At 64.8% G+C, this 16,814-nt stretch carries 12 protein-coding genes; 4 read left to right on the forward strand and 8 right to left on the reverse strand.

Annotated elements, in window-relative coordinates; genetic code table 11:
* From BMI91_RS14525 to BMI91_RS14545, 5 genes are all read right to left on the reverse strand, one after another.
* Positions 1-1,008, reverse strand: coding sequence for an ABC transporter permease subunit (locus BMI91_RS14525; protein WP_078605600.1), 1,008 nt, complete (start codon positions 1,006-1,008; stop codon positions 1-3).
* Positions 1,009-1,168: 160 nt separating this feature from the next.
* Complete coding sequence (locus tag BMI91_RS14530; protein WP_078605602.1) at positions 1,169-2,767, reverse strand: ABC transporter substrate-binding protein; 1,599 nt, start codon at positions 2,765-2,767, stop codon at positions 1,169-1,171.
* Positions 2,768-2,989: 222 nt separating this feature from the next.
* On the reverse strand, positions 2,990-3,868 hold the full coding sequence (locus BMI91_RS14535; RefSeq protein ID WP_078520876.1) for a transglutaminase family protein: 879 nt from the start codon (positions 3,866-3,868) through the stop codon (positions 2,990-2,992).
* A 4-nt stretch (positions 3,869-3,872) separates the two neighbouring features.
* The gene (locus BMI91_RS14540) at positions 3,873-6,308 is read right to left on the reverse strand and encodes a circularly permuted type 2 ATP-grasp protein (protein ID WP_078605604.1); all 2,436 of its coding nucleotides are present in this window, start codon (positions 6,306-6,308) and stop codon (positions 3,873-3,875) included.
* 21 nt (positions 6,309-6,329) lie between these two features.
* A complete protein-coding gene (locus BMI91_RS14545; RefSeq protein WP_078605606.1) occupies positions 6,330-9,704 on the reverse strand; it encodes a transglutaminase family protein in 3,375 nt (1,124 codons plus the stop codon).
* A 231-nt stretch (positions 9,705-9,935) separates the two neighbouring features.
* On the opposite strand from BMI91_RS14545, the gene BMI91_RS14550 reads away from it, so the two are divergent.
* On the forward strand, positions 9,936-10,937 hold the full coding sequence (locus BMI91_RS14550; RefSeq protein WP_244176648.1) for a Fe(3+) ABC transporter substrate-binding protein: 1,002 nt from the start codon (positions 9,936-9,938) through the stop codon (positions 10,935-10,937).
* A gap of 85 nt (positions 10,938-11,022) precedes the next feature.
* Here BMI91_RS14550 and BMI91_RS14555 read toward each other — a convergent pair whose 3' ends face one another.
* The gene (locus BMI91_RS14555) at positions 11,023-11,796 is read right to left on the reverse strand and encodes a hypothetical protein (protein WP_078605610.1); all 774 of its coding nucleotides are present in this window, start codon (positions 11,794-11,796) and stop codon (positions 11,023-11,025) included.
* Between the two features lie 195 nt (positions 11,797-11,991).
* Between BMI91_RS14555 and BMI91_RS14560 the strand changes: the two genes are divergently transcribed.
* A complete protein-coding gene (locus tag BMI91_RS14560) occupies positions 11,992-12,927 on the forward strand; it encodes a nucleoside hydrolase (RefSeq protein WP_078605612.1) in 936 nt (311 codons plus the stop codon).
* Positions 12,928-13,042: 115 nt separating this feature from the next.
* On the opposite strand, the gene BMI91_RS14565 is transcribed toward BMI91_RS14560, so the two are convergent.
* Both BMI91_RS14565 and BMI91_RS14570 read right to left on the reverse strand, forming a co-directional pair.
* Positions 13,043-13,648, reverse strand: coding sequence for a peptidylprolyl isomerase (locus BMI91_RS14565; RefSeq protein ID WP_078540620.1), 606 nt, complete (start codon positions 13,646-13,648; stop codon positions 13,043-13,045).
* Positions 13,641-14,147: a peptidylprolyl isomerase gene (locus tag BMI91_RS14570; protein WP_078605613.1), complete on the reverse strand. Its 507-nt coding sequence runs from the start codon at positions 14,145-14,147 to the stop codon at positions 13,641-13,643. Before BMI91_RS14570 ends, BMI91_RS14565 begins: the two co-directional genes overlap by 8 nt.
* A gap of 181 nt (positions 14,148-14,328) precedes the next feature.
* Here BMI91_RS14570 and BMI91_RS14575 point away from each other — a divergent pair, with 181 nt between their 5' ends.
* Both BMI91_RS14575 and BMI91_RS14580 read left to right on the forward strand, forming a co-directional pair.
* Entirely contained in the window at positions 14,329-15,525 is a 1,197-nt protein-coding gene (locus tag BMI91_RS14575) for a phosphoglycerate kinase (RefSeq protein WP_078605615.1), read from the forward strand.
* A 223-nt stretch (positions 15,526-15,748) separates the two neighbouring features.
* Complete coding sequence (locus BMI91_RS14580) at positions 15,749-16,642, forward strand: fructose bisphosphate aldolase (protein WP_078605617.1); 894 nt, start codon at positions 15,749-15,751, stop codon at positions 16,640-16,642.
* Positions 16,643-16,814 lie beyond the last annotated feature (172 nt).

Here is a 16,814-nt window from a genome sequence, read left to right on the forward strand (position 1 = left end):
TCACCTATGCCGGATACGCGGGTTAATCAGACCGTAGAGCAGGTCCACGATCAGGTTCACGAACATCACGATCAGCGCGATCATCAACAGCCCGCCCTGCACGGAGGGGTAGTCACGCCGCGAGATCGAATCGACCATCCATTTGCCGATGCCCGGCCAGGAGAAGATCGTCTCGGTCAGGATCGCGCCCGCCATCAGCATACCGACCTGCAGGCCGATCGTGGTGATCACCGGGATCATCGCATTGCGCAGCGCGTGGACGCCCACGACGCGGCGCGGCGGCATCCCCTTGGCGCGCGCGGTGCGCACGTAATCCTCGCCCAGCACTTCGAGCATCGCCGAACGGGTCTGGCGCGCGATCACCGCGAGCGGGATCGTCGCCAGCACGACTGCCGGCAGGATCAGGTGGCTCAGCGCCGAGGCCAGCGCGCCGGATTGCCCCGACATCAGCGCGTCCCAGATCATGAAGCCCGTCCCGTTGGGGAAGTAATACATCAGCGAGATGCGCCCCGAGACCGGCGTCCATTGCAGGATCCCCGAGAACAGGATGATCAGCAGCAGGCCCCACCAGAAGATCGGCATCGAATAGCCCACGAGCGCGGTGCCCATCGTCGCCTGATCGAACCACGAGCCGCGCTTGATCGCGGCCAGCACGCCGATCGGCACGCCGATCACGACGGCGAGGAACATCGCGCAGACGCCCAGCTCCAGCGTGGCCGGGAAGAGCGCGAAGAACTCACCCAGCACCGGCTTGTGGGTCACGAGGCTGTCGCCGAGATTGCCATGGGCGAGTTGCCAGATGAAATCGAGATATTGCTGCCAGAGCGGGCGGTCGAAGCCGAGCTGATGCGCCAGCTCGGCATGGCGTTCGGGGCTCAGCCCGCGCTCGCCTGCCATCAGCAGCACCGGGTCCCCGGGCAGCACCCGAACGAACCCGAAGGCCACGATCGTGATGCCGATCAGCGTGGGGATCAGCCAGAGGATCTTGCCGATTATGAAACGTAACATGTCACCGGTCCTGTTTGCGGTTCTCTTCGGAACCTGTGGGGAGCCCCTGCCCGCCGCACCCAGTTGCGCCAGCGGTCATCGGTCTCCGATGTTTGGCCCCTAAAAGTATTGCGAGGCGCCCGGTCTCCCGGACGCCCCAATCACGCGGGTATTCTCAGGATCACTCCGAGATGTCCACCCCGTAGAAGTCGTGACCGCCCAGCGGGCTCATCACGTAGCCGCTGACTTTGGTCGACATCGGCATGAACACGGTCGAGTGGGCGATGGTGTCCCACGGCGCCTGCTCTTTGAAGACTTCCTGAGCCTGCTCATAGAGCTTGGTACGCTCGGCCTGATCGCTCGATTGACGCGCCTTGGTGATCAGATCGTCGAATTTCTGATCGCACCAGAAGGCACGGTTCGCACCGCTTTCAGCCGCCGAGCAGCCCAGCAGAACCGCGAGGAAGTTGTCCGGGTCGCCATTGTCGCCGGTCCAGCCGAGGATCACCGCACCGTCACGGGTCGGATCTTTCGACTTCTTCAGATACTCGCCCCATTCGTAGGAGACGATGTTCGCGGTGACGCCGACCTTGGCGAGATCCGATTGCATCAGCTCCGCGGTGCGGCGTGCGTTCGGCATGTAGGGCCGCTGCACGGGCATCGCCCAGATGTTCATCTCGAGATCTTTCACGCCAGCCTCGTCGAGCATTTTCTTAGCCTGCTCAGGATCGTAGGCGTCGTCCTTGATGTCCTTGTTATAGGACCACATGGTCGGCGGGATCGGGTTCTTGGCAACCTGGCCAGCGCCCTGGAAGACCGCGTCGATGATCGCGTCCTTGTTGATCGCCATGTTCAGCGCCTTGCGGACTTCCGGCTTGTCGAACGGAGCCTGCGTGGTGTTGTAGGCGAGGTAAGCCACGTTCAGACCGGGCTGCTCGTCGACCTTGATGTTCGAGTCGTCCCTGAGCGCCTGAATGTCGGCCGGCGACGGGTACGGCATGATCTGGCATTCGCCCGCCTGCAGCTTCTGCATTCGCACCGCCGGATCGGGGGTGATCGCGAAGATCAGATCGTCGACCGGGGTCTTGCCCTTGAAGTAGTCCGGGTTCGCTTTGTAGCGGATCACGGCGTCCTTCTGGTAAGCCACGAAGGAGAACGGACCGGTGCCGACCGGCACGTTGTTGATGTCGGCCTTGCGGTCTTCGCCGGCGAGCTTGTCGGCATATTCCTTCGACATGATCGACGCGAAGTCCATCGCGAGGTCAGCAAGGAACGGCGCGTTCGGCTCGGACAGGGTGAACTTCACCGTGTAATCGTCGACTTTCTCGATCGATTTGATGATCGTCGGCATGTCCATGCCGGCATAGTATTCATAGGAAACGCCCGGCGCGTAAGCGTAATAGGGGTTGTCCTTGTTGCCCTGACGGTCGAACGAGAAAATCACGTCATCGGCGTTGAAATCACGGCTCGGGGTGAAGCCCTCGACCGAGTGGAATTTCACGCCCTTGCGCAGGTTGAACGTATAGGTCAGCCCGTCATCGGACACGTCCCAGCTTTCTGCGAGGCCCGGTTCGATCTCGGTCGTGCCCGGCTTGAATTCGACGAGCTGGTCGTAGACCGGCTTCGAGGAGGCATCGAACGTCGTGCCCGCGGTATAGGGCGCGGGGTCGAAGCCTTCCGGCGACGCTTCCGAGCAATAGACGAGCGTCTTGGCGCCGGCCCCGCCTGCGGTCATCATCACCGCGGCAGCCCCCGCCAAAAGCATCGAGCGAATGGTCATGGTCTGTCCTTCCTGTTGGTTGGTCTTTTCGTGAGTGCTGCCGCCCCCTCCGGTCGCGCGGGCGCGACATCGTGGGACGGTTCAAACACAAACTGGTGAGGAGTAAATCGTGCTTTGATCACGTGGTCAATGAATGCCGCGACGTCGCGGGTCACGAGCCAGTGAAGCTTTCGTGCGAATCCTTCGGCGCGCCGCACAGTCGCGCGCCGGGGTTGCGCAGGCTCAATCGAGCGGGATCACATCCACCGCCTGCGCGCTTTGCTGACCGCCCGCGCCGCGCATCGCCCCGCGCAAAGGCGGCACGTCGTCATAGTCGCGCCCGTAGCCGACGGTGATGTAATCCTCGCCCGCATATTGATTGTTGGTCGGGTCGAACTCGACCCAGCCGGTCTCGGCGCCCGCCCAGGCGCGCACCCAGGCATGCATTGCGTCCGCGCCTTCCAGACGCGGTTGGCCGGGCGGCGGATAGGTGCGCAGGAAGCCCGAGACATAGCCCGCCGGGATCCCTACCCCGCGCAGGCAGGAAATCATGATATGGCTGAAATCCTGACAGACCCCGTGGCGGTTCGCAAAAGCCTCGGCTGCGGGCGTGTTCACATCGGTCGCGCCCGCATCGAAGCGCATCTCACGATGCAACGCGCGGCCCACCGCCTCGATCGCGCCGCGCGCGGTCTGGCCTGGCTGCAACTGCGCCTGAGCGAACTCCGTCATCTCCTTCGTCGGCGCTGCACGGCGTGAGGCCGCGAGAAAATGATGCGGCGCATTCGGCGCGAGGCTGCGGAATTGGGCGATTTCCTGCGCCAACTCCTCGCGCGGCGAGGACAGGTCCAGCCCCGGCTCCGCGAGCCCACGGTCAATCTTGGCGTTAAGGGTCACGCCGATCTCCGCGATCGGCGCGTGCCAGACCGCCGAGGTCATCGTATTCCCGAAGAAATCGCGCGAGTCGTGGCGCTCATCGGGTGGCGGATCGAAGCTGAGCAGGCGCGACGTGACCGTCTGCATCCCCGCAATGTCCGACGGCAGCACCCGCAGCAGCGTCCGCGCATGATCGGAGGGAGCGTTATACCGGTAGCTCAGCTTTAACTTCACCTCGTAACGCATTCGCTTACCTCAGATATTTCTGCGACACGAGATCGGAGAGCCGGAACAGGTCCGACCGGATCTGCTGCAACATCTGGGGCGTGACCTCCTCGGGTTCGATCACCGAGAGCTGGGTGCGCAACGGCATCAGCGCGCGCAGCAGATCGCCCGGACGCCCGGCCACCTCGGCCTCGGGAAGCTCATCAAGAAGCCCCTTCAACCGATTGAGATGAAACAGAATTGCGCGCGGGTTGGCGGCGTCGAGCACCAGCAGGTCCAGCACCGTCTCCAGATTGGTGCGCACGCGGTAGCGGCGCTGGTGGGTGATGACGCTGTCGGCCACCTCCACCGCCAGATCGAGCGCGCCTTCCGGCGCATCCTCCGCGGTGAAACGGATGAGCAGCGCGGCAATCCCGTCGGCGCGTTCCAGCGCCCGCCCGATCGACAGGAAGCGCCAGCCCTCGAAGCGATACATGTTCTCGTGCACGAGACCGGAGAAGCCGGTGATCTTGCGCAGGAGCACCCCCATCGCGCGCGCCGTATCGTCGCCGGGGCGCGCGGTGCTCACCATCCCGCGGGCGGTTTTCGACAGGTCCTTCAGCGCCAGCCAGCCATCGGTCGAGAACCGGTCGCGCACTTTCGACGCGCAGGCCTGCGCCGCATCGAGCCGCTGCAAAAGTGCATCCGGCACGGGTTGCGAGATATCGAACCCGTGCGCGCCGAGGAACTGCGCCAGACGGGCCAACCGCTCGTCTTCCGGGCTGCCTGTCGCGGCGAGGCGTAGGTGATAGGCACGGATCACCCGGATCGAGTCTTCGCAGCGCTCGATATAGCGGCCGAGCCAATAGAGGTTGTCGGCGGCACGCGCAGGAAGCGTGCCGGGGATCTTGCGGCGGAAAGTGCCGGTCTGGCGCGGCGCCATGCTCGCCGAGGGCACCGGCTTGTCCGAGACGATCCAGACGTCGGCCACGGCGCCGCCCTGCTGCATCGACAGCGCAGTCGCATCGCCTTCCGGCCCGATCCGGGCATAGCCGCCCTTCATGAACTGCCAGCCCTGCGGCGTGCGCGCGGCGAAGACCCGCACCGTCATCGGACAGGGCCGGACCGAGCCGCCGCCCTGCCCGTCGTCATGCCATGCGGGCGTCGTGGACAGCGTCACCGCCTCCTGGCCCACCAGATGCCGCCCTTCGGCCTCCAGCCAATCCGCAATCGGCGCCTCCGCGCCGGAGCGGAACTGCCCGCCCAGCGCGGTCGCGGCATCCAGATCGAAGGGCAGGTTCACCGCCATCGCAGGGCCAATCATCATGGTCTCGGCATTGGCGCGGACATGGGCGCGCTCGGACGCGCCGCCGCACCACCATGTCGCGATATTGGGCATGGCGAGCGGCTGTCCCGTCAGCACCCGCGAAATCTTCGGCAGGAAGGCCATCAGCGCACGGGTCTCCAGTACGCCCGCGCCCAGCGCATTGACCATCGCGAGATTGCCTTCGCGCACCGCCTCCATCAGGCCGGGCGTGCCGATCTGGGTGTCAGGGTCCATCTCGAGCGGATCGACGAAGCCCGCATCCATCCGCCGCCAGAGCGCGCCCAAGGGTTGCGGCCCCTCGATCGTGCGCACCATCGCCTCGCCATTCTGCACCAGGAGATCCTCGCCTTCGAGAAGCGACAGGCCAAGGTAGCGCGCGATATAGGTATGCTCGTAATAGCTGTCATTGGCCGGGCCCGGCGTCAGGATCGCGGCGCGGCGCATATCGCCTTCGCCCCGCCCCGCCAGCGTCTCTAGCGCGGCGCGGAAGTCACCAAAGAATGTGGCGAGCTTATGGATATGGTCGCGCGGGAAGCTTTCGGGGAAGATGCGCCCCGTGGCCATACGGTTCTCCAGCGCGAAGCCCGCCCCCGAGGGCGCCTGCGTCCGATCCCCGAGCACGAACCACGACCCGTCCGGCGAGCGCCCGATCTCGAAGGCGAGGAAATGCAGGTAATTCCCCCCCTTGGGCTCCACCCCCACCATGGGGCGCATCCAATGCGCGTTGCCTGCGATCAGTTCGGGCGGCAGATGCCCGTTCGAGACGAGATTTCCCGGCCCGTAGAGATCGGCCATCACCGCCTCCAGCAGATCGGCGCGCTGTGCCAGCCCCTCGCAGATGCCCGACCACTCGCTTTCATGCAGCACGACGGGGATATGGCTCAGCGGCCATTCGCGCTCGGCCAGCACATCATTGGAATATTGCCGGTAATAGACGCCCGCATCGCGCAGGTATTGATTGGCACGTTCGAATCGCTGTGGAATCTCTCCCGGCTCGAGCTGCAGGAACTTCTCCACGAAGGGCCGCCAGACGCGCCGCATCGCACCGGAGCGTTCGAACAGCTCGTCGGCCACGCCCGGCACAGGCGCATAGCCCGCCAGAAGCGGGTGCTGTTCAAGCGGGCTCTCAGCGTCGGACGTATTGGGGCTTTGCATCGGGTCTCCGTTAGGCTCGGATCAACTCAGCCCGACAGGACGTCGCAGGTCAAGCGTCAGGGGGAACTCCGGATGGGGGGTCTCCGGTTCCGGGCGATAGGCCCCCGGTGTATGACCATGCCCCTCGAAGCGTGCCAATCGGCGGGCTTCCGCCTCGTTGCCGTTCACCGGGAAGGTATCGTAGTTGCGTCCCCCCGGATGGGCCACGTGATAGACACAGCCCCCGATCGCCCTGCCCGTCCAATCGTCATAGATGTCGAAGGTCAGCGGCGCATTGACCGGCAGCGTCGGATGCAGCGCCTCGGCAGGTTGCCACGCCTTGAAGCGTACCCCGGCGACCGAGACACCGCTTTCCTGCGTCCGAGCGAGCGGCACGGGACGCCGGTTGCACATCACCTTGTAGCGGTCCTGATGGAGCGAGGTCATCTTCACCTGCAAACGCTCGACCGAGCTGTCGGTATAGCGCACCGTACCGCCAATGGCCCCGGTCTCTCCCAACACATGCCACGGCTCCAACGCCTGACGGATCTCGAGATGCACGCCTTCCGCCTCGATCTGACCGCAGAAGGGGAAGCGGAACTCCGATTGCGCCTCGAACCATTGCGGATCGAGATCGAAACCGTGACGGCGCAGGTCGGCGAGAAGATCGGTGAAATCCTCCCACAGGTAATGCGGCAGCATGAAGCGGTCATGCAGCACCGTCCCCCAACGCACCGGACGCCCCTCTACCGGCGCATTCCAGCACCGCGCGATGATGGCGCGCAGCAGCAGTTGCTGAGCAAGCGACATGCGCGGGTCCGGCGGCATCTCGAAGCCGCGGAACTCGACGAGGCCGAGGCGCCCCGTGGGCCCATCGGGCGAATACATCTTGTCGATGCAGATCTCGGCGCGGTGGGTATTGCCGGTTACATCGGTCAGCATGTTGCGCAGCAGACGGTCCACCAGCCACGGCGGCGGCACATTGCCAGCCTCGGGCGGATGGATCTGGCTCAGCGCGATTTCCAACTCGTAGAGCGTATCGTGCCGCGCCTCGTCGATCCGGGGGGCTTGGCTTGTCGGGCCGATGAAGAGGCCCGAGAACAGGTAGGACAGCGACGGATGCCGCTGCCAGATCAGGATCAGCGATTTCAGCAGATCGGGACGCCGCAGGAAGGGGCTGTCGAGCAGCGTCTCTCCCCCGACAACCACGTGATTGCCGCCCCCCGTTCCGGTATGGCGCCCGTCGATCATGAACTTGTCGGCCCCCAGCCGCGACTGGCGGGCCTCTTCATAGATCGCCTCGGTGGTGGCGACGCAATCCTCCCAGCTATGGGCGGGATGGATATTCACCTCGATCACCCCGGGATCGGGCGCGACCCGGATCACGTTGAGGCGCGGATCATGCGGCGGAGCGTAGCCTTCGATATGGATCGGCAGCCCCATCGCCTTGGCGCTTTCCTCGGCGGCGGCGATCAGTTCGAGGTAATCCTCCAGATCTTCGGTCGGCGGCATGAAGACGCAAAGCCGCCCGTCGCGGGGTTCGACCGAGATCGCGGTGCGCACGACGCCGTCGATGGTATCGAGATCCTGCTCGACGATCCTCTGCCCCGGCTCGCCCGATTGCGCCTCGGAGACGGGCTGGCTGTGTTCCTCCGTGGGCTTGTCGACCAGCCCCTTCTCGGCGGCCTTCTCCATCTCTGCATGGAAGTCGGGCAAATCGCCTTTGGGCAGCGAGGTGTCGGTGACGTAGTGATACGGATATTGCGCGGGCGGCACATAGGGCAGCGCGCCCAACGGCAGACGGAACCCCGCGGGGCTGTCGCCGGGGATCAGGAACAGCTTGCCGCGCCGGGTCTTCCACTTCTCCGAGCGCCAGCGATGGCCGGGCTGCGCCTTGGCCTGCCAGCGCTGCACCGGCAGGATGTAACCCGTGGGCGTCTCCAGCCCGCGATTGAAGACGCGGGCGAAGCGCGCGCGATCCTCGGGGTTCTTCAGCTTGCTGTCATCGGGCGTGACATTCTCCGGCAGGTTGCCCTCTTTCAGCATCCATTCGGCCGGGTCTTCATAGGCGGGCTGGGCGTGATCGGGCTCGATCCCCAGATGCTCCGCGATCCCGCGCATCAGGGTGCCCGCCTCTTCCGGCCCCGCGCCGGTCTTGTCGCCCTCCTTGGCGATCAGATCCTCGTCGCGCCAGATAGGCTTGCCGTCGCGCCGCCAGTAGAGCGAGAAGGTCCAGCGCGGCAGGCTCTCACCCGGATACCATTTGCCTTGCCCGTAATGCAGAAAACCGCCCGGCGCGAAGCGATCCCGCAGCCGCCGGATCAGCTCATCGGCCAGCGCGCGCTTTTGCGGGCCGACGGCGGCGGTGTTCCACTCGTCGCTCTCGAAATCGTCGATGGAAACGAAGGTCGGCTCGCCCCCCATGGTCAGGCGCACATCGCCCGCCTTCAGGCTCTCATCCACCTTGCGCCCCAGCGCATTGAGCCGGTCCCAGGCCTCGTCGGAAAACGGCTTGGTGATGCGCGGATGTTCGGCCACCCGGTCCACCGTCATGTCGAAGGCGAAACTTACCTCCGGGCTGCCGACCGAGGAAAAGCCCCCCGAGATCGGCGCGGCATTGCGGAAATGCGGCGTGGCCGCCAGCGGGATATGGCTCTCGCCGGTCAGCAATCCGGACGTCGGGTCCAGACCGATCCAGCCCGCGCCGGGGATGAACACCTCGCACCACGCGTGCAGATCGGTGAAGTCGTGATCGGTGCCAGACGGCCCGTCGAGCGCCTCCAGATCGGGTTTCAGCTGGATCAGGTAGCCCGAGACGAACCGCGCCGCGAAGCCGAGATGGCGCAGCACCTGCACCAGCAGCCACGAGCTGTCCCGGCACGAGCCCGAGCGTTTCTGCAAGGTCTCCTCGGGCGTCTGCACGCCGGGGTCCATGCGGATCGTGTAATCCACCACCTTCGAGATATGCGCATTCAGCGCGACGAGGAAATTGACCGTCCCTTTGATCGTGTAGTCGATCTCGCCGATGAACTGCGCCAGCAGCGGGCCTTCCGGCTCGGGGGTGCGGTAGATCGACAGGTCGTCGCGCAGCTCCTCGGGGTAGTCGAAGGGCCATTCCTCGGCGAATTCCTCGGTGAAGAAGTCGAACGGGTTGTAGACGGTCATGTCCGCCGTCAGGTCCACCTCGATCTTCAGCTCGGTCACCGGCTCGGGGAAGACAAAGCGCGCGAGCCAGTTGCCATAGGGGTCCTGCTGGTGATTCACGAAATGCCCGCCGGGCGAGACCTTGAGCGAATGCGAGATCACGCGGGTGCGCGAATGCGGCGCAGGCCGCAGGCGAATGATCTGCGGGCCGAGCGTCACGGGGCGGTCATAGGTGTAATGGGTCAGGTGATAGATACTGGCATGGATCGCCATAAGTCTCGCTCCCGCAATAAGTCTTCGCGATTTCACGATGACGGAGGCGGCGCTCCGGTAAAAGCCGCAATTTCAAAAAATGCGCCCTGCCCCTGCCCATTGGTCAATCGAACGCCCAAAAAGCGGGCAGGCAGGCAGCGGCAAAATATTTCCGATCAATTCACTCAGGCATTGACGCATTCGTGAGCGACCGCTACCTCTTCGCTCACGAAAACGCGAATGGAGACTTCAATGACCCGGACCCTCGCCCTCGCCCTGATGGGCACGGCCCTCGCCACGCCGACGCTTGCGGATGTGAACATCTACTCCCACCGTCAGCCCGAACTGATCCAGCCCGTGCTCGACGCCTTCACCGAAGAGACCGGGATCGCGGTGAACATCGCCTATGTCGAGAAAGGCATGGTCGAGCGCCTGAAAGCCGAGGGCGACCGCTCCCCCGCCGATCTGGTGCTGACCGTCGACATCGCGCGGCTGAGCGAAGTGGTGAATGCGGACGTGACGCAGGCGGTCGAGGACCCGGCGCTGCAAGACGCGATCCCCGCCGAATTCCGCGATCCGCAGAACCACTGGTTCGGCCTGACCTCGCGCGCCCGCATCGTCTATGCCTCGAAAGAGCGCGTGGCCGATGGCGAGGTGACGACCTATGAAGACCTCGCCTCCGACAAATGGAAGGGCCGCATCTGCACCCGCTCCTTCACCTCGGATTACAACGTCGCGCTGACCTCGGCCTATCTCGCCCATCACGGCGAAGAGGCGACCAAGGAATGGCTCGAAGGGCTGAAGGCGAACCTCGCCAAGACGCCGGAAGGCAACGACCGCAGCCAGGTGAAATCGATCTGGGCGGGCGAATGCGACATCTCGCTGGGCAACACCTATTACATGGGCCAGATGCTCGCCGATCCCGAGCAGGCGCAATGGGCCAACTCCGTGCGCATCACCTTCCCGGTTTTCGAGGAAGGCGGCACCCATATGAACGTCTCGGGCATGGCGATGACCAAATCCGCGCCGAACCGCGACGACGCGCTCAAGCTGATGGAATTCCTCGTCTCGGATGAAGCGCAGGAAATCTACGCCCAGACCAACCACGAATTCCCGATCAAGCCGGGCGTTGCGCGGTCCGAACTGGTGCAAAGCTGGGGCGAGTTCACGCCCGACACGCTCGATCTCGCGAAGCTGGCCGAACTGCGCCCGACCGCGCTGAAGCTGATCGACGAGGTCGATCTCGACGGCTGATCGCGATTAGACCCGAAACCGAGAAAGCGGCGTCCAACGGGCGCCGCTTTTTTCATTCTCCGGAATTGGAGCGCAACCGCAGCGGTTACTGGGCCGCGATTTGCAGCGCCTCGTCGGGGCCGATGCGCACGCCGTCGATGGAGGCCATCTGCTCCAGATCCTGCTCGTAGCGGCGCTGCAGCGAGGCCCGGTCGAGCGGATCGAACTCGGCGATCGGCGTGCCTTGCGGCTGCTGGTGATGGAACCGCGCCAGACGGCGTTTCTGTTTCGGCCCGATCACGACGCCCGAATGGTGCAGGCGCTGCATCATCGCGATCACCGTATCGGCATGCGCGGTCTCGGCATCGGGCGCGGGATCGAGCGATGCGCCCGGCACCAGCGCGGCCATCGCCTCGCCGATCTTCGAGCCATGCGGCAACACGATGATTTCGCGCGGGTTGAGACCGGCTTTCAGATCGCGCACCACGTTCACCCAGCGGCGCGGACGCGCCATCAGGCGCGGCGTCAACTCTGCGAAGGGCTTGAGCGGACGGCGCGCGGCGAGATCACGCCAGAGCGCCGGGTAATAGTCTTCATAGCTCGGTGCGTAGAGCACCACGCGCCCGACCGAACCGCTCAGCGCCTCGCGGAACCGCTCGGCCCGTTCCTGAGCCCGGGCGAAAAGGTGATAGAGCCCCGCCGCCGCATCGCCGATCAATTGCGAATCGAGATGGACACGTCCGCCAGCCGCAGCCCCGATCACCGCCGGACCATAGCCTGCGCGAGCCAAAGCGTCCTGCCCACAGCCAAGCGTGCGTGCCATCTGGCCACTCATTCCACCCGAAGCGGGCGCTGCGATGAAGATGTGATGCTGGTTCATGTCTGGGTGTCCTTCCCTGCAGATAGTGGTCTAGAGACCGAATGTGGCCAAATGTGGCCGCCCGCAGGAAAGCTTCGCGGCGAACACACGCATAGGTAATGTCGATTTGGTGTGCCCGAGGGTCACCCCTCCCCATATCTGGACATCGCCGCGACACCACGCCAAGGTCGCGCCGGACCCGCGAAGGAGGCGAAAATGGCGCGCAAGATCATCATCGATACCGATCCCGGACAGGATGACGCAGTGGCGATCCTGCTGGCGCTGGCCAGCCCCGACCTCGAAGTTCTGGGCATCACCTGTGTCGCCGGGAACGTGCCGCTGCCGCTGACGTCCAAGAACGCGCGCGTGGTCTGCGAACTGGCCGGGCGGACGGATGTGCCGGTCTATGCGGGCTGCGACCGACCGCTCGCGCGCGACCTGGTCACGGCGGAATATGTCCATGGCAAGACCGGGCTCGACGGGATCGAACTGCCAGAGCCTCAGATGCCGCTCCAGGACCAGCACGCGGTCGACTTCCTGATCGAGACGCTGCGCGCCCATCCCGCCGGCAGCATCACGCTCTGCCCGCTGGGCCCGCTCACCAATATCGCGACCGCGCTCCAACGCGCCCCCGACATCGCCGAGAAGATCGCAGAGATCGTGCTGATGGGCGGCGCCTATTTCGAGGTGGGCAACACCACGCCCGCCGCCGAATTCAACATCCATGTCGACCCGCAGGCCGCCGAGATCGTGTTCAAATCCGGCGTGCCGCTGGTGGTGATGCCGCTCGACGTGACGCATAAGGCGCTCACCACCCGCGCCCGCGTCGAGGCGTTCCGCAATCTCGGCACGCGCGTCGGCCATGCGGTCGCCAGCTGGACCGATTTCTTCGAGCGCTTCGACATGGCGAAATACGGCTCCGAAGGCGCGCCGCTGCACGACCCCTGCGTGATCGCCTATCTGCTCAAGCCCGACCTGTTCACGGGGCGGCATATCAATGTCGAGATCGAGACGACGTCGGAGCTGACGATGGGCATGACCGTCGCCGACTGGTGGCGCGTGACCGACCGGGCGCCGAATGCGATGTTCATGGGCGATCTGGATGCGGACGGGTTCTACAAGCTCCTGACCGAGCGGATCGCGCGGCTGTAACGCGCAGGGGGCGCTGCCCCCTCTTGGCTGCGCCAATTCACCCCCGGGATATTTGGGCCAAGCCGAAAGAGGCAGCCTGCGCAAGAGAAAGGGGGCCGAAGCCCCCTTGCCCGGTTTACTTGTCTTCCACCGTCGCCTTGACGATGTAATCGGGGTCGTCGACCACGCCGTTGCGCGCGGCGTCGCCCTTCTTGATCTTGTCGACGACATCCATGCCGCTCACGACATGGCCCACGACGGTATATTGCCCGTCGAGATGGGGCGCGGGGGCGAACATGATGAAGAACTGCGAATTGGCCGAGTTCGGATCGGCCGAGCGGGCCATGCCCACGATGCCGCGCTGGAAGGAGATGTTCGAGAATTCCGCCGGAAGGTCGGGCAGATCGGAGCCGCCCATACCGGCCATCGACGTATCTCCGCCCTTCTTGCCGAATTGCACATCGCCCGTCTGGGCCATGAAGCCGTCGATCACGCGGTGGAAGACGACATCGTCGTATTTGCCTTCCTTGGCGAGCGTCATCAGGCGTTCGGCGGATTTCGGGGCCTTGTCGGTGAGCAGGTCGATCACGACCTTGCCCTCGGTCTGACCGCCGATCTGCAGGACGAGCTTCGGCCCGCCGGTGTCGGCCACGCCCGAGCTGTCTTGTGCGAAGGCAGCGGGGGCTGCGACGACGAGGCTTGCGGCGGCGGCGAGAACGGTACGGCGCAGAATATTACGCATCGGCGGCCACCTTCACCGAGATCATCCGGTCGGGGTTCGCCGGCGGCTCGCCGCGCGCAATCTTGTCGACATTGTCCATCCCTTCGATCACGCGGCCATAGACCGTGTATTGACCGTTGAGGAAATGGTTGTCCTTGAAGTTGATGAAGAACTGCGAGTTGGCCGAATTCGGGTTCTGCGAGCGCGCAGCCCCGAGCGTCCCGCGATCATGCGGCAGCTTCGAGAATTCCGCCGGAAGGTCGGGATATTGCGAGCCGCCCGTGCCCGCGCGGCCCGGATTGTAGTCCTTTTCCATATTCGCGTTCGCGACATCGCCGGTCTGGGCCATGAAGCCCTCGATCACGCGGTGGAAGGCCACGTTGTCATAGGCGCCGTCGCGGGCGAGTTGCTTCATGCGCTCGGCATGTTTCGGGGCGACGTCGCTGAGAAGCTCGATCACGACCGGCCCGTCCTTGAGCTCGATGATGATCGTGTTCTCGGGATCCTTGATATCGGCCATTGGGTCCTCCGTTGAAAATTTGGGCCGACCATAGGAGCGAGGCCCTTGCGCGGCAAGGACAAAGCGCCGCAGTTCGGTCAGCCGTGTTGACGCGACCCATCGCCGCAGGCATGAAGAACGCAAGCCGCGGGAGCGGGCCACATTCATGATGGTCCCCTGCGCAGATAGGGAGAGTGATTTCATGGCTTGGAAAACCCTCGACGAGGTCGATCTGGACGGCAAGGTCGTTCTGGTGCGCGTGGATATCAACGTGCCCGTGGAGAACGGAAAAGTGACCGATGCCACGCGGATCGAGAAGATCGTGCCAACCGTGCAGGACATCATGTCGAAGGGCGGCAAGCCGGTGCTGCTGGCGCATTTCGGTCGCCCCAAGGGTCAGGTCGTGCCCGAGATGAGCCTCGAGCCGCTGGTGCCCGCGCTGGAGAAGGCCTTCGGCTTCCCGGTGAAATTCGCCAAGGACTGCGTCGGCGGCCCCGCCAAGGAAGCCGTGGGCGCGCTGCAGAAAGGCGAGGTTCTGCTGCTGGAGAATACCCGTTTCCACGCCGGCGAAGAGAAGAACGATCCGATGCTGGCCGCCGAGATGGGCGCGCTTGGCGAGGTCTATGTCAACGACGCCTTCTCGGCCGCGCACCGTGCGCACGCCTCGACCGAAGGCATCGCGAAGATCCTGCCCGCAGCCGCCGGTCGCCTGATGGAAGCCGAGCTGAAGGCGCTCGAGGCGGCCCTTGGCGATCCCGAACGTCCGGTAACGGCGGTCGTGGGCGGCGCGAAGGTCTCGACCAAGCTCGACCTGCTGGGCAATCTGGTGGCCAAGGTCGATCACCTGATCATCGGCGGCGGCATGGCCAACACTTTCCTCGTGGCGCAGGGCATCGATGTCGGCAAATCGTTGGCCGAGCGCGACATGGCCGACACGGCGAAAGAGATCATGGAGAAGGCCAAGGATGCGGGCTGCAAGATCCACCTGCCCGTCGACGTGGTCGTGGCGCGCGAGTTCAAGGCGGGCGCCGAGAACGAGACCGTGGCCAATGACGCCTGCCCGGCGGATGCGATGATCCTCGATGCCGGTCCGAAATCCGTCGAGGAGATCACGAAGGTCTTCGAGAACTCGCGCACGCTGATCTGGAACGGCCCGCTCGGCGCGTTCGAGATCGCGCCCTTCGATGCGGCGACCAATGCGGCGGCGGCGAAAGCGGCCGAGTTGACCCGCGAGGAGAAGCTGATCTCGGTCGCAGGTGGCGGCGATACGGTCGCGGCGCTCAACAAGGCCGATGCGGCGAAGGACTTCTCCTATATCTCGACCGCGGGCGGTGCCTTCCTCGAGTGGATGGAAGGCAAGGTCCTGCCGGGCGTCGCGGCGCTCGACCAGCAAAGCTGAGCTTGGCGCCCTGTGACAGGGCGCAGAGACCGATCGGGCCGGGGCTGCGAGAGCGCCCCGGCCCTTTTCATTTGCGCGTCTTTTCGCGGCGCAGGACGGCGCGCAGCGGCGAGGTCACGCCAAAATTCACGCCATTTCGCGATGTTAGCGTCACCAGCGTTGCATCGCCCCGGCGCGGAAACTATCCCTTCTGGCAACACCATATCCCGCAGGAGGAATTTCCATGTCCAACGCCAAGCAGACCGAGCAGATGCGCGAGGGCAACGGCTTCATCGCAGCCCTCGACCAATCGGGCGGCTCCACCCCCAAGGCGCTGCGGCTCTACGGGATCGAGGAAGACGCCTATAACGGCGAAGAGGAAATGTTCGACCTGATCCACCAGATGCGCGCGCGGATCATCAAATCCCCCGCCTTCACCGGCGAGAAAGTGGTCGGCGCGATCCTGTTCGAACAGACGATGGATCGCGAAATCGACGGCACGCCCACCGCCACCTACCTTTGGGAAAAGCGCGGCGTGGTGCCCTTCCTGAAAATCGACAAGGGGCTGGAGGCCGAAGAGAACGGCGTGCAGCTTATGAAGCCGATCCCGAACCTCGACGATCTGCTGTCGCGCGCGGTCAAGGCGGGCATCTTCGGCACCAAGGAGCGTTCGGTGATCTCGGCGGCCAATGTCGGCGGCATCAAGGCGATCGTCGATCAGCAGTTCGAGCTGGGCATGCAGGTGCTGAGCCACGGGCTCGTGCCGATCCTCGAGCCGGAAGTGACGATCTCGATTGCTGACAAGGCTGAGGCAGAACAGATGCTGCTGGCCGAGATCCTGAGCCATCTCGACACGGTGCCCGAGGGCAAGCAGGTGATGCTGAAGCTCTCGCTGCCGACCGAGCCGAACCGCTACAAGCCGCTGGTCGATCACCCGAAGGTGCTGAAGGTCGTGGCGCTCTCGGGCGGCTATTCGCGCGACGAGGCGAATGAGAAGCTGGCCAAGAACACCGGCATGATCGCGTCGTTCTCGCGCGCGCTGACCGAGGGCCTCTCGGCCCAGCAGTCGGACGCGGCGTTCAACGCGATGCTGGAAGAGGCGATCACCTCGATCCACGCAGCCTCGGTGGCGGGGTAAGATCGGTTAACCGATCAGGGGGCTCTGCCCCCACTCCCTGCGGGAGCTCCCCCGGGATATTTGAACCAAGCCGAAGCGGGGCGTCGGGAGGCGGCCCGTTTTTTGCATCACACGCGACCTTGCGGCGTCGCGCCGGGACACGCTAAAGCTGAACACCCCAGACAGGAAAGGC

The sequence above is a fragment of the Thioclava sediminum genome, from assembly GCF_002020355.1.
Lineage (GTDB): Bacteria > Pseudomonadota > Alphaproteobacteria > Rhodobacterales > Rhodobacteraceae > Thioclava > Thioclava sediminum.

Excerpts from the sequence above, each read along its gene's own strand:
- BMI91_RS14525 (WP_078605600.1), bottom strand. The coding sequence starts at position 1,008 with ATGTTACGTTTCATAATCGGCAAGATCCTCTGGCTGATCCCCACGCTG.
- BMI91_RS14530 (WP_078605602.1), bottom strand. The coding sequence starts at position 2,767 with ATGACCATTCGCTCGATGCTTTTGGCGGGGGCTGCCGCGGTGATGATG.
- BMI91_RS14535 (WP_078520876.1), bottom strand. The coding sequence starts at position 3,868 with ATGCGTTACGAGGTGAAGTTAAAGCTGAGCTACCGGTATAACGCTCCC.
- BMI91_RS14540 (WP_078605604.1), bottom strand. The coding sequence starts at position 6,308 with ATGCAAAGCCCCAATACGTCCGACGCTGAGAGCCCGCTTGAACAGCAC.
- BMI91_RS14545 (WP_078605606.1), bottom strand. The coding sequence starts at position 9,704 with ATGGCGATCCATGCCAGTATCTATCACCTGACCCATTACACCTATGAC.
- BMI91_RS14550 (WP_244176648.1), top strand. The coding sequence starts at position 9,936 with ATGACCCGGACCCTCGCCCTCGCCCTGATGGGCACGGCCCTCGCCACG.
- BMI91_RS14555 (WP_078605610.1), bottom strand. The coding sequence starts at position 11,796 with ATGAACCAGCATCACATCTTCATCGCAGCGCCCGCTTCGGGTGGAATG.
- BMI91_RS14560 (WP_078605612.1), top strand. The coding sequence starts at position 11,992 with ATGGCGCGCAAGATCATCATCGATACCGATCCCGGACAGGATGACGCA.
- BMI91_RS14565 (WP_078540620.1), bottom strand. The coding sequence starts at position 13,648 with ATGCGTAATATTCTGCGCCGTACCGTTCTCGCCGCCGCCGCAAGCCTC.
- BMI91_RS14570 (WP_078605613.1), bottom strand. The coding sequence starts at position 14,147 with ATGGCCGATATCAAGGATCCCGAGAACACGATCATCATCGAGCTCAAG.
- BMI91_RS14575 (WP_078605615.1), top strand. The coding sequence starts at position 14,329 with ATGGCTTGGAAAACCCTCGACGAGGTCGATCTGGACGGCAAGGTCGTT.
- BMI91_RS14580 (WP_078605617.1), top strand. The coding sequence starts at position 15,749 with ATGTCCAACGCCAAGCAGACCGAGCAGATGCGCGAGGGCAACGGCTTC.